Source organism: Streptomyces sp. NBC_01017, from assembly GCF_045162795.1.
In the GTDB taxonomy this organism is placed as follows: domain Bacteria; phylum Actinomycetota; class Actinomycetes; order Streptomycetales; family Streptomycetaceae; genus Streptomyces; species Streptomyces machairae.
Map to the genome: position 1 here is coordinate 18,078 of NZ_CP108683.1, position 17,281 is coordinate 35,358.

General features: G+C 69.2%; 16 protein-coding genes and 4 pseudogenes. 7 read left to right on the plus strand and 13 right to left on the minus strand.

Translation table 11 applies throughout. The annotated features are described in order from the left end of the window. Positions 1–4: 4 nt before the first annotated feature. Complete coding sequence (locus tag OG331_RS00060) at positions 5–550, minus strand: IS1096 element passenger TnpR family protein (protein WP_406190258.1); 546 nt, start codon at positions 548–550, stop codon at positions 5–7. A gap of 335 nt (positions 551–885) precedes the next feature. Between OG331_RS00060 and OG331_RS00065 the strand changes: the two genes are divergently transcribed. Then, entirely contained in the window at positions 886–1,578 is a 693-nt protein-coding gene (locus tag OG331_RS00065) for a hypothetical protein (RefSeq protein WP_406190261.1), read from the plus strand. A 247-nt stretch (positions 1,579–1,825) separates the two neighbouring features. On the opposite strand, the gene OG331_RS00070 is transcribed toward OG331_RS00065, so the two are convergent. Then, positions 1,826–2,941, minus strand: a complete 1,116-nt coding sequence (locus OG331_RS00070) for an endonuclease domain-containing protein (protein WP_406190263.1) — start codon at positions 2,939–2,941, stop codon at positions 1,826–1,828. A gap of 301 nt (positions 2,942–3,242) precedes the next feature. Between OG331_RS00070 and OG331_RS00075 the strand changes: the two are divergent. The 3 genes and pseudogenes from OG331_RS00075 to OG331_RS00085 form a co-directional block, all read left to right on the plus strand. Beyond that, a pseudogene (locus tag OG331_RS00075) lies at positions 3,243–3,548 on the plus strand (helicase associated domain-containing protein); the annotation flags it as partial. Positions 3,549–3,720: 172 nt separating this feature from the next. Further along, positions 3,721–3,930 (plus strand): helicase associated domain-containing protein, encoded by a 210-nt coding sequence (locus tag OG331_RS00080; RefSeq protein ID WP_406190266.1) that lies wholly within the window; start codon positions 3,721–3,723, stop codon positions 3,928–3,930. Continuing rightward, complete coding sequence (locus OG331_RS00085) at positions 3,927–4,118, plus strand: hypothetical protein (protein ID WP_406190269.1); 192 nt, start codon at positions 3,927–3,929, stop codon at positions 4,116–4,118. Before OG331_RS00080 ends, OG331_RS00085 begins: the two co-directional genes overlap by 4 nt. Positions 4,119–4,121: 3 nt before the next feature. Here OG331_RS00085 and OG331_RS00090 read toward each other — a convergent pair whose 3' ends face one another. The 4 genes from OG331_RS00090 to OG331_RS00105 are packed head-to-tail and all read right to left on the minus strand — an operon-like array spanning position 4,122 to position 8,004. After that, positions 4,122–6,545: a site-specific integrase gene (locus tag OG331_RS00090; RefSeq protein WP_406190272.1), complete on the minus strand. Its 2,424-nt coding sequence runs from the start codon at positions 6,543–6,545 to the stop codon at positions 4,122–4,124. Further along, a complete protein-coding gene (locus OG331_RS00095) occupies positions 6,542–6,883 on the minus strand; it encodes a helix-turn-helix domain-containing protein (protein ID WP_406190275.1) in 342 nt (113 codons plus the stop codon). Before OG331_RS00095 ends, OG331_RS00090 begins: the two co-directional genes overlap by 4 nt. A 5-nt stretch (positions 6,884–6,888) precedes the next feature. Then, positions 6,889–7,620 (minus strand): tyrosine-type recombinase/integrase, encoded by a 732-nt coding sequence (locus tag OG331_RS00100; RefSeq protein WP_406190277.1) that lies wholly within the window; start codon positions 7,618–7,620, stop codon positions 6,889–6,891. 36 nt (positions 7,621–7,656) lie between these two features. Further along, on the minus strand, positions 7,657–8,004 hold the full coding sequence (locus OG331_RS00105; RefSeq protein WP_406190281.1) for a hypothetical protein: 348 nt from the start codon (positions 8,002–8,004) through the stop codon (positions 7,657–7,659). A 166-nt stretch (positions 8,005–8,170) separates the two neighbouring features. Here OG331_RS00105 and OG331_RS00110 point away from each other — a divergent pair, with 166 nt between their 5' ends. After that, entirely contained in the window at positions 8,171–9,838 is a 1,668-nt protein-coding gene (locus OG331_RS00110; RefSeq protein ID WP_406190284.1) for a Helicase associated domain protein, read from the plus strand. 353 nt (positions 9,839–10,191) lie between these two features. Next, positions 10,192–11,715 carry a Mu transposase C-terminal domain-containing protein gene (locus OG331_RS00115; protein ID WP_406209539.1) on the plus strand — a complete coding sequence of 508 codons (1,524 nt, stop codon included), beginning with the start codon at positions 10,192–10,194 and terminating at the stop codon, positions 11,713–11,715. Positions 11,716–11,856: 141 nt separating this feature from the next. Here the strand turns inward: OG331_RS00115 and OG331_RS00120 are convergent, their stop codons facing one another. The 6 genes and pseudogenes from OG331_RS00120 to OG331_RS00145 all read right to left on the minus strand — a co-directional run bounded on the left by OG331_RS00120 (position 11,857) and on the right by OG331_RS00145 (position 15,245). Then, complete coding sequence (locus OG331_RS00120; RefSeq protein WP_406190287.1) at positions 11,857–12,543, minus strand: DDE-type integrase/transposase/recombinase; 687 nt, start codon at positions 12,541–12,543, stop codon at positions 11,857–11,859. Between the two features lie 93 nt (positions 12,544–12,636). After that, positions 12,637–12,813: a hypothetical protein gene (locus OG331_RS00125; protein WP_406210882.1), complete on the minus strand. Its 177-nt coding sequence runs from the start codon at positions 12,811–12,813 to the stop codon at positions 12,637–12,639. Between the two features lie 44 nt (positions 12,814–12,857). Continuing rightward, positions 12,858–12,953 (minus strand): annotated as a pseudogene (locus tag OG331_RS00130) (helix-turn-helix domain-containing protein); the annotation flags it as partial. 410 nt (positions 12,954–13,363) lie between these two features. Continuing rightward, complete coding sequence (locus tag OG331_RS00135; protein ID WP_406190290.1) at positions 13,364–13,786, minus strand: tectonin domain-containing protein; 423 nt, start codon at positions 13,784–13,786, stop codon at positions 13,364–13,366. A gap of 11 nt (positions 13,787–13,797) precedes the next feature. After that, a pseudogene (locus OG331_RS00140) lies at positions 13,798–14,097 on the minus strand (tectonin domain-containing protein); the annotation flags it as partial. 434 nt (positions 14,098–14,531) lie between these two features. After that, positions 14,532–15,245, minus strand: coding sequence for a LysM peptidoglycan-binding domain-containing protein (locus tag OG331_RS00145; protein ID WP_406190293.1), 714 nt, complete (start codon positions 15,243–15,245; stop codon positions 14,532–14,534). A gap of 886 nt (positions 15,246–16,131) precedes the next feature. Between OG331_RS00145 and OG331_RS00150 the strand changes: the two are divergent. Next, positions 16,132–16,853 (plus strand): annotated as a pseudogene (locus OG331_RS00150) (IS6 family transposase). Positions 16,854–16,963: 110 nt separating this feature from the next. Here the strand turns inward: OG331_RS00150 and OG331_RS00155 are convergent. Next, on the minus strand, positions 16,964–17,233 hold the full coding sequence (locus OG331_RS00155) for a hypothetical protein (protein WP_406190296.1): 270 nt from the start codon (positions 17,231–17,233) through the stop codon (positions 16,964–16,966). Between the last annotated feature and the right edge of the window lie 48 nt (positions 17,234–17,281).

A 17,281-nucleotide genomic window follows, 5' to 3' on the forward strand; every position in this document is an offset into this window, starting at 1 on the left:
GAGGTCATCCTCGGCGGTGTTCGCCCCACCACGGCAGGATCGGAGGCAGGTCGCTGAGCCCGCGGGCTGGCCGCTTCGGCATCGGCGACTCCCCGCCGTCCCCGTCCCAGCGGCGTGCGTATTGGTCCGGGAGGCTGCCCCAACCCCAGTAGGGAACCGGGCAGTCGGGGGCCTCGCCGAGTTCGTCGAGAGGATCCATGCGCTTTTCCGCCACCGTGCACAGGTGGGCCCAGTCGTCGCCCATGTCGAAGACATAGGCGAACTGCTCCTCGGCCTGCAGCCTGCTCAACTTGGTCGCATGGCCATCCACGGTGCCGTCCGGGGCCTCGCCGTCCCACCAGTCCAGAGGGCTGACCCGGGAGCCGTCGGACAAGATGAACAGGTGCAAGTGGGCCAAGTACCAGCGGCCGAAGGCGAGATCGATGGCCGTGGCGAACTGGGCGAAGGAGTGCGAGCGAGCGGCGGCAAAGACCCGGCCGGGGCGAGGCCACAGGTCTGCCCCGTGCCCGGAGACCAACTCCACCCGGATGGACAGCCAGGTACGTGCCACAACCTCAACCCCTTCAACCGTCAGGTCCGCGAGCCGGCACCGAGACTACCGAGTGTGACTGCCACGTGGGGAATCGAGCTGGCCGCTACTGGCCGCCGACACTTTTACCGTGTGAGGGCAGCCAAGCCAAGAGGGCCACATCTGCGTAAGAGGTGGCCCGTTGTTCCGCTGATGGTCTGCCCTCCACTGCCATCACCATGACCGTGCTCCCGGCGGCCGGCTCCAGCAGCAACTGCTACCCCCGGCTCTGCCAGGAAGCCGAAGGCGTGGTCCCTTTGCCCTCCTCGTGAGCGCGTAACGTAGACCGGCACCACGACCTCGCAGCAGGAATCACCGTGCCGCCTACTGAAGTACAGTCCGCCTCCATCGCCGCCCCGCGCCCGGCCGCGCCGCTCATGCAGCGCCGGCCGCAGCGGTCAACTGTCCGTCACGGCCAGGCATCCTGTGCCGACTACGGCTGCACCCGCACCGAGTGCCGCCGCGCGGCACTCAAAGCCCGCCGTCAACGCAACCAGGACCGCCTGCGCGGCCGCCCCGCCCGAGTTCCACCGCATGCCGCCGCCCGGTGGGCGGCCCGACTGCGCGAACAGGGCATGTCCGCGCAGGACATCGCCGACAGAGCCGGTCTGTCCGTGACCCTGGTCCGCCGACTGCTGCGCGTCCCAGAGCAGACACAGACGCGGAACATCGCCCGCACCACCGCCGACGCCGTACTCGGCATCCCAGTCCCCGCCCGACGCGAACCCAAGGCACCGGGCCTGACCGACTCCGCTGAAGCATCCCGGCTCCTGGCAGACGTGGCCCGTGCCGGATGGCCCGCCACCGCACTCGCCCAGCGACTGGACGTCACCCCCGCCACCATCGCCGAAGTCCGCGACAAACGCCCCCGCCTCCACCTCGATCTCGCCCTGCGGATCCGCCGTCTGCACCGCGAACTCATCGCCCTCGACCCCGTCAGCCAAGGCATCCGCCCCGCTGACGCCGCCCGCACCCGAACCGCCGCCGCCCGGCGCGCCGCAGGGTTCTGAGCAACCTCCGCCGACGTAGGGCCCGGGCGGGCGGCCCACCTCTGCTCAGGTCGCCGGTGCGAACAATCCGAGCAAGCGTTCCTTCTGCCAGGGCCCAGACTCCGGGGACGGCGGGTCCCGGAGATGTCTGAAATTGTGGACAGCTTGCGGCGTTGATGGAGGAAACAGCGGGTTTCATGGGCGTCCGGGTGGGCTGCGAACCAGCTCCGGGCGGCTGGGGTTGGGTGTCGGATCTGATGCCGTTCGTTCAGAACAGTGCCAGGCCCTCACTGCTGGTGTCTGCGATGACGGGCCGGAAGCGGGTGGGGAGGCCGTCCAGGCGGTCGGGGCCGGCCGCGGCGGCCACGGCGGGGGCGGTCTCGGCCAGCCAGGTGCCAAACCGCTTGGCGGCTTCGCGGTAGGGCACTTGCGCCAGGACACGGTGCTCGCCCGAAGGACAGAAATCGACGGCGACGGTGAGCAGGCAGGAACGGGGGGCGTTGTGGCTGCCCGTCCAGGACACGCGCAGTACACCGCAGGGTTTGCGCGCGCGGGAGCTGCGGGGGGCGTGGTGGGTCGGGCGCAGCGATCGGCAGGCTATGTAGGCGGTCCACGCGGCGAGGTGTGGCAGCGGCAGGGTGGTGCGGGCGCGGCAGCCGGGGCAGCGGTGCCAGTGGCGGAGCCAGTCGACGGCGTTGGTGTCAAAGAGGCGTGTGTAGCGGCTGGCTACGCGGATGTCGTTGCTGTACAGGTGGTCGGGGCGTTCCAGTGTGTTGCAGGAGTGGCAGACGGGGGCGCGGACGTAGTCGTGTTCATGGCAGTGGTCGAGTACGGCAGCGGGTGCGGTGCGGCAGACAGCGCAAACCCACCCAACCACCTTGCCTGAGGTGCCCGGCTTCCTACTCAGTACCGAGTACAGCTGGCCTTGCAGTTCCCCGTTGTACGGGCGCAGTGGGGCAGTTGGGCTCCTCTGCCGGCCGTCAGTGGCTCGGACCTGCTGGCAGTCGGGCGGCACGGTGGCGGCGGTGCTTGCCTGGCAGGGCCGCGCGGCCTGCAGCCACCGCGTTTCGGCATGCTCGGCGGCATCCAGCAGTCTCACCACGGCACGCGGCAGCCACCATGTCCGCTCCGTCCGGTCCCGGGTCTGCTCCACGACTATCCGTCGCCAGTCGATCCCCGCCAGATGGCACGGCCCAGCGCCTTCGCGCCGGGCTGCCCGCTCTAAGCCGGCCAGCTCCTGCAGTTCCCAAGTGATGCGCTGACGCCACCGCAGCAGCGTTCCCTCGATGCACTCCTTCTTCGGCGCGCCACGGAACGGACCGATGCGGACCAGGTCCTGGCAGTCCATCTCGACCGCGTTCAGTTCCAGTGCCGCCCGGCGCAATTCAATCTCCCGGACACTCCACTGACCGTCGCCTGCCTTCACCGTCGCCACCACACGGCCACCGAGCAGGACATACCCCGCCCGGGCGTTGGCAGGAGAACAGGTAAACGCCGCAGAAGCCCTTGGCACAGCGCCGTCGGCCGTCAAGCCGGCCCACAGAGCGTCCGCAGCCCCCAAAGAGATCAGGCCGCCCGTACGACCCGGGATGAAACCCTCTGACATACCAGCAGGCTAACCGCCCACACCGACAAGCCGATAGGAGCGGCCAGCCGTCAGCCCTCGCCGGTGCTGGGCGCGCGGCTGGGCGGCGCTGCAGAAGTTCACCGGGCGTGAGCTTCACGCCCGCGTTCCCTACGGGCACAAGGAAGGCGCGTACCCCCTCGGGCAGTGGGTGGCAGAACAACGAAGGGCGTACGGGGCGGGGCAGATGACCGGCCTGCGCGCCCGGCGGCTGGAGAAGCTGGGCATGGTGTGGTCGCTGGCGGATGAGCGGTTCCAGGAAAACCTCGCGGCCGCCAAGGCGTACTACGAGCAGCACTGGACGCTGTGCGCGCCCCGGTCCGCGACGATGCTGGACCGGCCGGTGGGGCAGTGGTTGTCCAACCTGCGCCGCCCTGGTGCGCTGGGGGCCACCCCGAATGGAAGACCGCGCTCGAAGCCGTCGACAAGGACTGGAACCCGGCATGGCCGGCCGACTGGCAACGCCACTACACCGCGCTACGCGACGTCGTACGCGACGAAGAGAGCCCGAGATCCTGCCAGGGTTCACCGTCCACGGCATGGACATCGGGAAGTGGCTCACCCGGCAGCGGACGCCGAAGGTCTGGCAGGCCCTGACGGACGGGCAGCGCGAACGCCTGGAGCAACTCGGCGTCGTGCCAGTGGCGCCGGAGCCTGAGGTGTCCGCGAAGCCGTCCACAGCGCCCGTGAGCGCCTTCGAGAGGGCATTGCGGCCCTGGCCCAGTACAAGACCCGCGAGGGCACCGTGACCGTACCCAGAAGCCACGTAGAGCGACTGGAGGACGGCACCGAAGTCAAGCTCGGAGTCTGGCTCATGAACCAGAAGAGCCGCATGGAGAAGCTCACCACCGACAGGCTCACCGCGCTCGCCGCCCTTGGCCTCGACTGGGCTTCAGCCAGGGTATTCGGCGACTTGCGATATCTGACTGCACCATAGGAGTCAGCTGGGCTGTGGTGGTCGTGGGCGGTTGGCTACGTCTGCGGCGTAGGTGGCCCAGTCGCCGGCGGCGATCTGCTGCCAGGTGGCGGCGGTGTCTGTGCTGATGCCGAGGAGCCTGGCGAGGACGGCGGCGGGCAGTTCGCCAGCGAGGGCGAACAGAGCTGTGGAGCGGTCGCTGCGGGGGCGCAGGCCGAGCTTCTTCAGGCGTTCGTCGAGGCCGGCGAAATCGAGGGGAGTGCCGGGGCGGATGCCTGGGAACAGCCAGGGCGTGTCGGCGCCGGTGGTGCCGTTCTGGACGCGGCCTCGGTGGCGGGTGGTGGCCAGGTCGCGGACGAGTCCGGCGACCGGTTCGGGGAGTGTGATGGGTTTGCTGCCGCACCGGATGCGGGTGCGGTCGTCGTCGTGGATGACGTGGGCGGTGGTGAGTCGGCAGATGGCGGCGGGGCGTTGGGCGTACAGCAGCAGAAGGAGTCCTGCGACGCGGTCGGCGGTGGGGATCGTGTCGTCGTGCAGGATCCGGCGGGTCAGTGTCCAGCGTCGTTCGGTGTCCAGGGCGACGGTGGGACCGGGCCAGGCAACGGCGGGGTAGGTCAGGTCGCGGGCGTGCCGGTGGGTGACGGCCCAGCGGACGAAGTTGCTGGTCTCGCGGGGGTAGATGGAGTTCGGATCAGTGATCTGGGTTTCGAGGTCGGCCTGAGTACAGGTAGCCAGGGTCAGGCCGTGTGTTTGCAGCCAGTTGAGGAAGTTGGCGGCGGCAGTGACGTGGCTGCGGATGTTGACCGCTTGCAGGCGGGTGGCTGGGGTGCCTCGCACGCGGGTGCGCAGGCGGCGCAGATGGTGCCAGATCGCGTATCCGTGCAGGATGCGGCGGTGGTCGGGATCGGTTAAGGCCTGGATTTCGTGGTTGATCCATCGCTCGAGACGGATCAGGTGCTCGTCGCGGGCAGGCAGCACTTGGCTGGCGACGAGGACGGCGCGCAGATGGGCGACGGTCTTGCCGTGAGGCAAGGTGTCGAGGAGGTCGTGGGTGAGAGGGCGGCCGGCGGTGGCGATGCCGCGCAGGACGGTGGTCACCTGGGGGCGGGCGAGCCAGGCCAGGGTGGTGTCGGGCCGGCCGTGACCGACCAGCGCGACGTGCAGCGCGGTCACGTGCTCGGGCAGGTGACCGTCGGACGTGAGAAGTGCGCGTAGGCGCTGGTCGAGGACGCAATGCGTGCAGGGGCGGGCGGTTAGCTGCCAGGGTGCGCGGCAGAGAGTGCAGCGTTGCCAGAACTGTGGGTCGGGGTTGAGGCACTGGGCGCACAGTGGAGCGGTTGCGGTGCCGCCGCGGAGTGGGGCGATGGTGGAGCAGCGGCTGCAGACGGCCCAGCATTTCTCGCAGCTATCGCACCAGGGTTTGCCGGTTGTCGGGGAGATCCATCCCGGCCGGGTGCGTCCGCAGATCGAGCAGGTGACGTGCCGGCGGGGGCGGCAACTGCTGCAGTAGGAGCCGTCGGGACAGCGGACGGCGACTGTGCGGCGGCGGCCGCAGCCACAGCACCGCTCGTAGTTGATCGGGTCGCTGCGCAGGCAGGACGAGCAGATCGGGGCCCCGTCATTGTCGCGGACAGCGGGGTCACGGACGGCCCCGCAGCGCGCGCACGCGGTGGCCCGGGCACGGCCGTAGCAGGTCCTGCAGATCCGTTCCCCCTGGTGCAGCACGGTCAGCGGGAGCAGTCGGTGGCAGCGGGGGCATGACGGCTTGACCACCCGGGTGGCGTGCTGGGCGGTGAGCTCGTCGATGAACCGTAAGACGGCCGGGGAGGGGGCTTGGTGGCCTGCCCCGGTCAGCAGGTCGGGCTGGTTGACGATCTGGCGGGCAAGCCGCTGCCGGGTGCTGGGCAGGGACGCAGCGCGGCCCAGTGCCGTCTGCACGCTGGTTCGGGTCAGGGCCGGATCCAGGGCGGTGAGCAGCAGGATGAGTTCGTCGACGGCGTGGGTGTCGTCGCGGCGGCAGCCCTTGCAGCGCGGGTGCCCTTCGCTGTCGCGGTACGGCAGGCGTCGCCGACAACCACATCCGGCGCAAGTTCCGCGGCCGGCGGTACAGGTGGCGCAGCGAAAGGAGCTGCTCTGCCATCGCCGAAGCCCACTCTGAAACCGGCCGCAGCGGTCACAGCGGGGCGCAGCGATGGCACGGGCTCCGGCGGCCCGCAGGGCGACCAGAAGCTCGGCGACGGCTTTGGGGGCGGGCGGCTGTCCCGTGATCAGCAGGGCGGGGTCGGCGGCCAGGGCCCGCGCCAGGCGCCGCTGCTTGGTGCGGTCCCGGCTCAGGCCTGTGACGACACGGTGGATCTCGTCGCGGGACAGGTACTGCTCGGCGCGGCAGACCAACTCGACCGTCAGGTCGAGGGGGTCATGGCCGGGATCGGCGCCGACCGCAGTCACGGGTCCACCCCGGTGATCCGGGCCCGCCGGGGCCGCAAGCTGCCCAGGGCACCGTCCGTACTGCCTGTGCCTGCCTGTGCGGCTTTCGGCGTGCGTGCGCCGGCCTCGGCGGCCACCGGTTCGATCAGGTCGTCCATGGTGCAGTCAAGGATGTCGAGCAGCGCCATGAGGATCTTCAGGCTCAGCCGTTCCGGACGTTCGACGACCAGGCGGTAGACCTGGCTGGTGGACAAGGTGATGCCCCGCTCTGTCAGCAGCGGCAGCAGGTCCGTGGTGGAGAACATCCCGCGCTCGGCCATGACCCGGCGCAGGTGCCAGTGGTAGTCGAGCTTTCCCATCTGCCTCACTCCCCCGCCGCTGGCAGCCCATTGAAGGCCGGAGCCAGCGCCCGGGCCAGGGCCGCGTTCATGAAGTCGTCGCTGACGTGCGTGTACACGGCTGTCGAGGTGTCGCACTCGTGGCCGACCTGCTGCTGGATGAACCGCCGGTCCACGCCGTCCTCGGTCAGGTGCGTGACGTAGGAGTGCCGCAGGGAGTGCGGCACCAGCGACTCGGGCAGATTCAGGGCCTGACGGTAGGCGACGAACCGGGCGTTGATCTCCGATGGTTTGATCCGTCCGCCGCGTTCGGTCACCCACAGCGCGGGGTGGTCGGCGCAGCCGGACCGCGGCCGGACGTTGTCGACGTAGTCGGCGACTGCCTCCACCGCCCAGTCCATCACCGACAGCACGTTGCGGCGCCGCGGCGGCTGGCCGCGTTTCGCCTTGCCGTAGCGGACGTTGAGCGTGCCGTACCGGCCGAATGCGGGGGCTTGGGGGTTGCGGCCGAAGTCTGCGAGATCGAGCCGGGCTGCCTCACCGCGGCGAAGCCCCCACCCGTAGATGACCTTGAAGAGAGTGGCGTCCCGGTAGGCCGCCAGCGCGCCCTTGCGCCTGGCCCGCACCGCACGGGCTACCTGCTCGTCTGCGTAGTCCAGGAAGCGCTGCAGCTCCTCGCGGGTGAACGGACGGGCCTCGGGATCACCCTCGTAGTCGTTCAGGTGGGCAATGGTGTTCCACTCGTGGCAGATCGCCACCGGATGGGTACCGAACCGCTCCTCACACACCCCGGCTTACCCGTAGCGCGGATCGATCAGGTACTCGCTGAACAGCCGCAACTCGCACTGGTAGGCGCGTACCGTCGACGCCGCCAGACGCCGCTCCCCCAGCAGCGACGCCGACCACTCGTCCAGATGCGCCGGCATCCACGCCCACGGGAACTCGTTCGTGAACGCCAAGAACCGGCGCACCGTCTGCTCCCGCGCAACCATGGTGCCCGTCTTCACCCCGCGGGAGGTCTGCTGCGCCCTCCAGCCACTCAGCATCCCCTCGAGGACTACCTCCTGCGGCCGAAGATGCACCACCCCCGCCACCAACTGAAGGCGCGCCGCCCCGGCCAACTCCGTCTGAGATCGAGCCACCGCCGATCACCTCTCCCGTCCAACGGGCTGATCGTGCATCAGGCGGGATGAGCTCGACAAACCTCCTGAAATCAGCGTGTGTTAGGGAGTACCGTCAGCAAGTTAGGCAACAACAGCTGAACTGCTCAAGAGCCGAATAACTCCCGCCTGATGCAATAGCCGACAGTTGCGGTATCAGATCATCGTGCTGGAGCTCCAGGACCCCGTCGTCACCCCGGAGAAGCTGATGGGCGAGGAGCCGCACACGGAAGAGGTGCGGGGGCAGCGCCTCGGAGCCCTCCAGGCCGCGCTCCTGCACACCATGAGCCAGCACAACCTGCAGACGTGCATCACGTTCCACCATCGGACGATCGAGGCGCAGGCGTACGCGGAGGGCTTGGAGCGGGTTGCGGCGAAGCTGCACGCCGATCAGCCTGAGACGTACCCCGCTCGGATCTGGGCGGACTGGCTGTGCGGCGAGCACGTCCCGGAGCGCCGGCGGGAGGTCCTGCGCGGGTTCGGGACTACGGCGCTGCGGGCTGTGCTCTCCAACTGTCGTGTCCTGGGTGAGGGCGTCGACATCAGAGCGGTGGACAGCGTGGCCCTGTTGGACCCCAAGGGTGCTCCGCACGACATCGTCCAGGCCATCGGCCGGGCTTTGCGTCAGAAGCCGGGACAGGGGAAGCTCGCCTCTTTGATCGTGCCGGTATTTCTCCAGCCGGGAGAAAAGCCGGAGGACATGTTCACCTCCGGATCGTATCGCCCGTTGGTGAAGGTATTGGAAGGGCTGCGCGCTCACGATGAAGAGGCCATCGAATTGCTGGCGATTCCGCAGGAGCCGCAGAAGGACGTTGCGCAGCCGTCCGTGAACATCGGTTCGGCGCCCGAGGAAGACGAGGACGAATCCCGCCTGCTGCTGCGTTTTGCTGCTCCGCGTGATCCGGTGATGGTCGCGGACTGGGTGTCCTTCAACGTGATCGACACGGAGAAGCAGGACTGGGCGCGCGGCTGGGCCGCGCTCAAGAAGTTCACGGAGCGTCAGCTTCACGCCCGAGTGCCATATGGGCACAAGGAAGGCGCGTACCCCCTTGGCCAGTGGGTCGCGGAACAGCGAAGGGCGTACGGGGCGGGGCAGATGAGCGGGTTGCGTGCCCGCAGGTTGGAGAAGCTGGGCATGGTGTGGTCGCTGGCGGATGAGCGGTTCCAGGAGAACCTGGAGGCCGCCAAGGCGTACTACGAGCTGCACTGGACGCTGTGTGCGCCCCGGTCCGCGACGATGCTGGACAAGCCGGTGGGGCAATGGCTGTCCAACCTCCGCCGCCCCGGTGCGCTGGACGGACACCCCGAATGGAAGACGGCGCTGGAAGCCGTGGCCGCTGACTGGAATCCGTCGTGGCCGGCGGACTGGCAACGGCACTACGCCGCGCTGCGGGAGCTGGTGGCCGACGAAGAGAGCCAGGCGGAAGTCCTGCCCGGGTTCACGGTCCACGGCATGGACATCGGGAAGTGGTTGGCCCGGCAGCGGACGCCGAAGGTCTGGCAGTCCTTGGCGGAGGGGCAGCGCGAGCGATTGGAGCAGCTCGGCATCGTGCCGCTGGCGCCGGAGCCGGAGGAGCCCGCGAAGCCGTCCACAGCGCCCGTGAGCGCCTTCGAGAAGGGCGTCGCGGCCCTGGCGCAGTACAAGACCCGCGAGGGCTCCGTGAAGGTCCCCAGGGCCCACGTAGAGCGGCTGGAGGACGGCACAGAGGTCAGACTCGGGGTCTTTCTGAGCAACAGCAAAAGCAGGCGCGCCAAGCTCGCCACCGACAAGCTGGCGGCATTGGCTGCCCTCGGACTCGACTGGGCCGCAGCCTGACCCGTGTCGGGGGCCCGAGCGTTCCGGCGCTAAAAGCTTTCCTGCTCCGGGCCGGTGTCATCGGACTGATGTATGTGTAGCGCCTGGGATCTGGGGCGACTTGCCGAGTTGGTCGAGTGCCGTGCGGCTTCGTACGCCGGCACGGCTGTACTGGATCGCGAAGGCGGCCGTCAGTTGTTTGCCGGTACCGGTCAGTTGGGTGCCGAAGGGCTGGGATACCTGGGACCAGGACGGCGAGCCGTGCCGTGCGGTGCTTGTGGGAAGGGGGCCGCCCCGTGCCGGGAACGCAGGATGGGTATTTCGAAGGGGGCCCATCGGCCGTGTTCCCGTCCCGGCTGGGGCGGGCGGCCGCGATGCCCCGGCTGCTGGACCTCGACGGGCGCGGTGAGCTGACATCCGCGCATGTGCGTCTGGTCGCCCAGGCGTTGGGGAAGTCGGAGCGGACGGTGTGGCGATGGCTGGCCGCTGCCCGTGAGGATCATCGCCTTGCCCGGGTGGAGTCGTCCCATTTCACAGTCACCGCAGAAGTGCGGCGGCTGCTGGCGCTGTGGGGCGGTAACGCTTCCCGGGTCCACGCCGAGCTGGTGCAGCGGGCGGCCGGGGATCCGGACGCGCCCGCGGTGCCGTCGCTCTCCACGCTGCACCGGGCGATCCGCCGGGACCTGACCCGCGGTGAACGGGCCGGGCTGAAGAGCGGGGAAGCCGCGCGGCGCGCGCATGACGTGTTCGGGCAGCGGCCGGCGGCGCACCGCAACGCCGTATGGGAGGGCGACCACAAGCACGTGCCTGTCGAGGTCGACGTGGAGGGTGAGCTGGCCACGCCGTGGGTGACCTGGTTCGTCGACTGCGCCACCAAGGCGATCACCGGGGTGGCGGTCACCGCTCACACGCCGAGCCGTGACGCGGTGCTGGCGTCCCTACGGATCGCGATCACCCGCACCAGGCCGTTCGGTCCGGTGGGCGGACTGCCCGGTCAGATCCGGGTGGACCGAGGCAAGGAGTTCTTGTGCGCGACGGTCACTGCGGCGATGGGCGCGTTCGCCGTCCCCGTCACCGGCCTTCCCGCCTACAGCCCGCATCTGAAGGGCACCATCGAGGCGTTGAACGACGCGGTGGAGGAGATGTTCCTCGTCTCGCTCCCCCGGTACACCGGCCGTCAGAAACTCACCGGCGGCCGGCTCGCCGACCCCGACGCCCCGCCGCTGACGTACGAGGCATTCGTGGGGCTGCTGCTGGACTGGGCGGACTGGTGGAACACCCGGCACCATCCGTCCGCGCTGAACGGCAGGACCCCGCTCCAGGCGTGGCAGGCCGACGCGACGCCCCTGACAGACGTGTCCGCGGGGCAGCTGGCGACGTTCGCTCTGGAGGACGACGGGCGTACATACACGATCAGCACCAGCGGGGTGCGGTGGCGCCGCCGCGACTACCTCGCCCCTTGGATGAACGGCCGTACCGGCACCAAAGTCTCGGTACGGCATCTGCCCCATCACGACGACACCATCGAAGTCTTCGACGCCGCCACCGGCCGCCACCTCGGGTCGGCGTTCCTGGCCGCCGCGGCGAGCCGGGACCAGATCCGCTCCGTTCAGGCGGCACGGACCCCGGCCGCCCGCCGGCTCAAGGCCGATCTGAAGGCTGCGGAAAAGCTGCGCCGCCGGCGCTTCGAAGCCTCCACCACCGCCGCCCCGCCCCGCCCTCTCACCTCCCCGACCTTGGCGCAGGCAGAAGAGGAACTGGGAGCGGCGGCGCAGACGGACCGCCGCGCGCTGGCCCGTCCCGATCTCGTTCCGCACGGCCCCGCGCCCGATACCTGGGCCCGCCCCAGGACGGCACGCACACCTACTGCTGATGAGGACCAAGCTGATGATCGCTGACCTGGACTACGGACTGCTGCCCGACGAGAGCGAAGACCACTTCCTGGGCCTGGAGCAGGCCCAGTTGGTGGGCACCGACACGCTGCTAACCACCCGGGACAACATCGAGGCCGTCATCGAGGCCAAGGCCATGATGTGCGTCTACGGGCCGGCCGGATCGCCTTCCGGGACCCCGCCGGCGGCGAGGGCCGGGCGTAGGGCTGCGGCGAGGCGGACGCTGTCCTCGGCGCCGCCCCAGCGGTGTCCGACCACCGCCCGCGAATGATCGTCCACGAAAGCGAAGAGATATGTCTTGCGACCTGCGATTTTCGGGCCGTGCAAGGCGTCCCCGACCCACAGTTCATTGGGGCGGTCGGCCTCGAACCGGCCGAACGCGGGCGGAGCCTGGCCGTCCGGGCGGTTCAGCAGGTCCAGACGGCCGAGGTGGCGGTGGACGGTGCGGTAGGACGGGCCCCAACCCAGATGCTGGGTCAGGATGCGTACCACCTGAGCAGTCGTGCGCTGCGGGTTCTCCCGCTTCAAGGCCGCGGCCAGGTCCAGGACCTCTTCCGGGGTTCGCGGGGTGACCTGCCTGGTGGGCGGCAGCAGGGCGTCGAAGCCGCCCGCGCGCCAGTTCCGCAGCCACCGGTCCAGAGTGCCGCGCCCGACAGTGACCTGCCGACCGAACGGGTCGGTATGTGTCTTCGCCGCCAGCTCCCGCACCATCGCCCCGCGCTGGCGCGGACTCAGGGCAGGATCGGCCGCCTCGCGGATCAACTGGTACCGGAACAGCGCGACCTGGTGGGCCCGCTCGGCCCGCCGGCGTTCCTCCTCGTCGACCAAAGCCATCAGCACGACCTCCAAAAAGCTGCGGACATGTCAACGAGCGATCATCGGCCCGCACCACCGCAGCCCGTCAGGGTCAACTCGTGTTGATCGACTTCACCGAACCGGCAGCGGCCAGGAAGGCGCCAGCAGCAAGCCTCGGCTGACCGCCGAGACCACCTCCCAGACCGGCGCGGTGACCATCGGGAACCGTCCCCGCACCGCCATCGAGACGGCGATGACCGCGGCGACCGCGTCGGCGAATGCCGAGGCCGCGGGTGCCGGCAGCACCACCGAGGGATCATCGGCGAGGTGAAGAACCCGGCCAAGGCCTCGGCCCGGCGAGCGAACCGACGCAGCCACCCCCGCACCGTCGACTGCGGCCGCCCCAGCCGGTCCGCGATCCGGCGGTGCCCGACGCCGGATGCCTTCATCTCCACGGCGGACCCGATCACCTCGACCACGTCCGCCCGCCGCGACAAGCCACTGACCGGCAGCAACACGTGCGTCAGCCCGCACCTCGAGCACCGGGAACGGCGCGGCCGTACGTCCAGACGAACATCACCCGCCCCGCGCAGCCCCCGCGGCCGGGCCCATCCCCACGGTGTCAGCACCCCGCCACACGACGGACACCTCAACTCTCCTGCCGCCAGACGCCGTTCGACATCACCGGCAACCGCCTCTACCGTGATCAAAGCGCCTCCGGGCGCACCCGAACGGCACTCCCGGCTTCGCGACCAACGACAACGGGAGGGCCGTTTCCCGATCAAGACATGGTCACCGTTCCCCTCGGCACCCCGGAGATCAACCCACCCGCAACGATCAGCCCACGTTGCCGACTCGGTCAGTCCTGTCGGTCGCCGGTGTAGCGGTAGATGTTGCCGGCTGCGTTGACGCCCCAGACGGTGCCGTCGGCCGCTGCCCCGATGTCGGTGAGGCTGCCGGTGATTTGGTTCCAGGGGCTGGAGGTGCGCTCGTCGTAGCCGGAGAAGCTGTAGATGCCGCCTCCGGAGTTGACGCCCCACACGTTCGTCCGTGACCCGGCCGCGATGCGGGTCAAGTTGCCGGAGATCTCGGACCAGTGATTCTTGTCGTTCTGGTCGCCGGCGTAGCGGTAGATGTTCCCCGCTGCGTTGACGCCCCAGACGGTGCCGTCGGCACCGGCCCCGATGTCGGAGAGGCTGCCCGGGATCTTGACCCAGGGGCTCGGGGTGAGGAAGTCGAAGCCGGAGACTTGTAGATGTTCCCCGCTGCGTTGACGCCCCACACGTTCGTGCGCGACCCGACCGCGATGCGGGTCAGGTTGCCGGGAATCTGGACCCACTGGTCGGCGCTTTCCTCCTGGTCGCCGGCGTAGCGGTAGATGTTCCCCGCTGCGTTGACGCCCCAGACGGTGCCGTCGGCGCCGGCCCCGATGTCGGAGAGGCTGCCCGGGATCTGGATCCACGGGCTGGAGGCGAGGTCGTCGTAGCCGGAGAACTTGTAGATGTTGCCGGCGGCGTTGACGCCCCACACGTTGGTCCGGGACCCAGCAGCGATCGCTGTGAGGTTCCCGCGGATCTGCTTCCACTCGGGCATGCCTGGCTACCTTCCGTCGAGAATGACACTCACAGTGTCGCCACCATCACATAGGGTCACGCATGGATGGGATGACAGTCGGACCTGAAATCGATGTTTGGCTGCGGGTCAGTCCATAAGCGTTGATGGTGACGCCCTGACCGCCACATTTATCGGCCTGATCAGGCGTCACTCGTACGAGCAACGGCGCCTGCCCAGTCCACAAGGAAGCCCAAGCAGGCTGTCGTGGAGATACGCCCGAAGAAGCCTTCGTCGGGCGTGCGAGAACCATGACACTCCTGCCCGAATACGGCACCGAACCGGAACGCAGCTGAACTACTCTGCCATCCATCACAGAAGGTCCCGACTCGGCTGGCGGCCGGGTCCGGGCTCTCCGCGTCCGGCGCGCTGGCACATCATGCGGCCGGGCGGACCGTGCCGGGCGACCACCCTCGTTAGTAGGCGCCGTACACGTTGTTGATCGATCCGTAGCGGTCGGCGGCGTAATTGCACGCAGCCGTGATGTTGGCGACCGGGTCGAAGGGGTCCCACAAGGTGCCGGGCACGTGGTAGGCGGTGAAGGTGGGGGCGATGACCTGCAGAAGCCCCTTGGAGGGGGTGCCGGCCCTCGCGTTGGAGTCCCAATTGTTGACAGCCCACCGGTTGCCCGAGGACTCACGCATGATGTTGCGGTGGATGCCGTGGTAGGAGCCGGGAATGCCGTGGAGCGCCATGACGTCCAGCGACTGGCGGATCCAGCCGTCAAGGTTGTCCGGATAGATCCTGCCCGCAGCCGGACCCTCTGCCCTGTACCGGCTGACAACAAGTTTCATGCCCGGCCGTATGAGTGACGGGTTGTCACCCACGATGGTGCGGTTGTCCGCATAGAGCTGTTTCCAGCCGCCCTTCAGCTCATGCATCCTGGCGATCCTGTGGAGGGTTTCACCGGCGGCCACGGTATGGTTCACCGCGCCCTTCTGCGCCGCCGGCAGGGCGGACTTCGCGGCCGCGTTCACTTGCGTGACGGCCGGAGCCGACGCCGTGGCGGCACCCGCATCAGTCGCACTGATGACGGGCAGGGCCATCGCGATCCCGCTCGTTCCCACGGCTGCGAACCGGCGGTTGATCAGGGAGTTCTTCGGTCGGCGATGTCTGCCTTTTCCAGGCATGGCACAGTCCTATCTGGCGTCGACAAGGCGAGGTCTGGGGCCGGAGCCGAAATGTCTCCGGCGTTGAGCTTCACCCCGGCGGTCCGCACGTCGGCACCGTCGTCGAACCGGCGGTTTCCGCTCCGGCTGGGGGCAAGATGCGTCATGGCCGCGGTGTTCGGGAGAACCGCCGCAAAATGCGGCGTACACCCGGATTGCGCGGAACCGTAGGTGAGCCAAATCCACAGGGCAAGCCCCGGAGTCTGCTCGAGCGGGCCGGGCCAGCTTCTCCAACTGGGCCAACCTGAACGGCACTTACCCAAGAACACGCTCTCCCCGGCAGTTCACACGTGATGCATGTCACGGGCCGCGGCGGCCGAAAAGTGGCAGATCTGCGCGGCTTGATCCGGCCGGACCTCTTCCGGGGCAAAGGGACTTGCCCCATCGGGCGGCGCACTGCGGCCCGACGGGCGGCGTCACCCTTCAGCAAGCCGTGCCGGGCGAGGCCCTGCCGTCGCGCAAGTGGCTGCCGCACGGCCCGGCGGCAGGGGACGGAAAACCGTCACCGGCCGGAGCGCAGAGCGCCAGCAGGGGGCCACGCGGCCGGCAGCCGCCCCGGTCCGGCGCACAGCACCCGCCGTGACCGGACCTCTGCCCCTGGCCGGTTTTGATGTTGTGCGCGGTGCGGTACGTGCTGGGGGGCGGGGGAGGCGGCTGTGTCCGCCGCACGTGTTGTCACGTGAGCGGGTGGTCGTAGGATGTTACTCGAGTTGATCATTTCTTGGGGGGCTGTCCTGGGGGCGTGTCGCCGTCGTACCAGGGCCACCAGTACCCGGCGGAGGGGCGTTGTCACATTGTCGGTGGCGGGGTGGGATGATCTTCGGGTTGGTGTCCGGGGAGGGAGCCGGTGGTGTCGGATGCGGGGCCGTCGTACAAGAACCACCGGTACCCGGTGGAGGTCATCTCGCACTGCGTGTGGCTGTACTTCCGCTTCCCGCTCAGCTACCGCGAGGTCGAGGAGCTGATGCTGGAGCGCGGCGTCCTCGTCTCCCACGAGACGATCCGCCGCTGGTGTGTGAAGTTCGGCCAGGCCTACGCCACCGGTCTGCGCCGCAGGCGTCCGCAGCCCGGTGACAAATGGCATCTCGACGAGGTCTTCATCAAGACCGGTGGGAAGCAGAAGTACCTGTGGCGGGCCGTCGACACCGACGGCAGCGTTCTCGACATCCTCGCGCAGAACCGGCGCGACAAGGCCGCGGCCAGGCGGTTCTTCCGCCGGCTGCTGAAGAGGACCGGGCAGGTGCCCAGGGTGATGATCACCGACAAGCTGAAGTCCTACGGTGCCGCGCACCGGGAGGTGATGCCGTCGGTGGAGCACCGCTCGCACAAGGGGCTGAACAACCGGGCGGAGAACTCCCACCAGCCGACCAGGCAGCGCGAACGCGCGATGAAAGGATTCCGCAGCCCGGGCGCGGCGCAGCGCTCCTGTCCGCGTTCACCGGGATCTCACCCCACTTCCGCCCCTACCGCCACCTCATGACCGCCGGCCGGTACCGCCTCGAGATGACGATCCGCTTCACGATCTGGAACCACATCACCGGCAGCATCGGCATGCCCGCCACCGGCTGAACCACGGGACGCACCGGGCCCTCGCACGCCCCGACGCGCCATCAGCCGACCACACCCCCAACAACGTGACAACGCCCTTGCGGTGCATAATCTGGTGGCTCCGCGCTCTGCTATGCGCGGCGCGATGTCTGGGTGGCGGCCAGCAGATTCCGGATCTCGGTGACGCTCTTTCCGGTGCGTTCAGCGATGCGAGCGACTGGTTCCCCGGCCCGGTACGCGGTGACGATCGCCGCGGTCAGGTTCCGGCGGGCCGCGTGGACGGTTTCCTGCGCGTCGCGCAGGGTCTGGGCTGCCGTGTGACAGCACCCCGGGCAGCGCGAACCCGCGATGAAAGGCTTCCGGTCCGCCGGATCCGCACAACGGTCCCTGTCCGCGTTCACCAGGAACCCACCCCACTTCAGACCCCACCGGCACCTGGCGACCGCCGG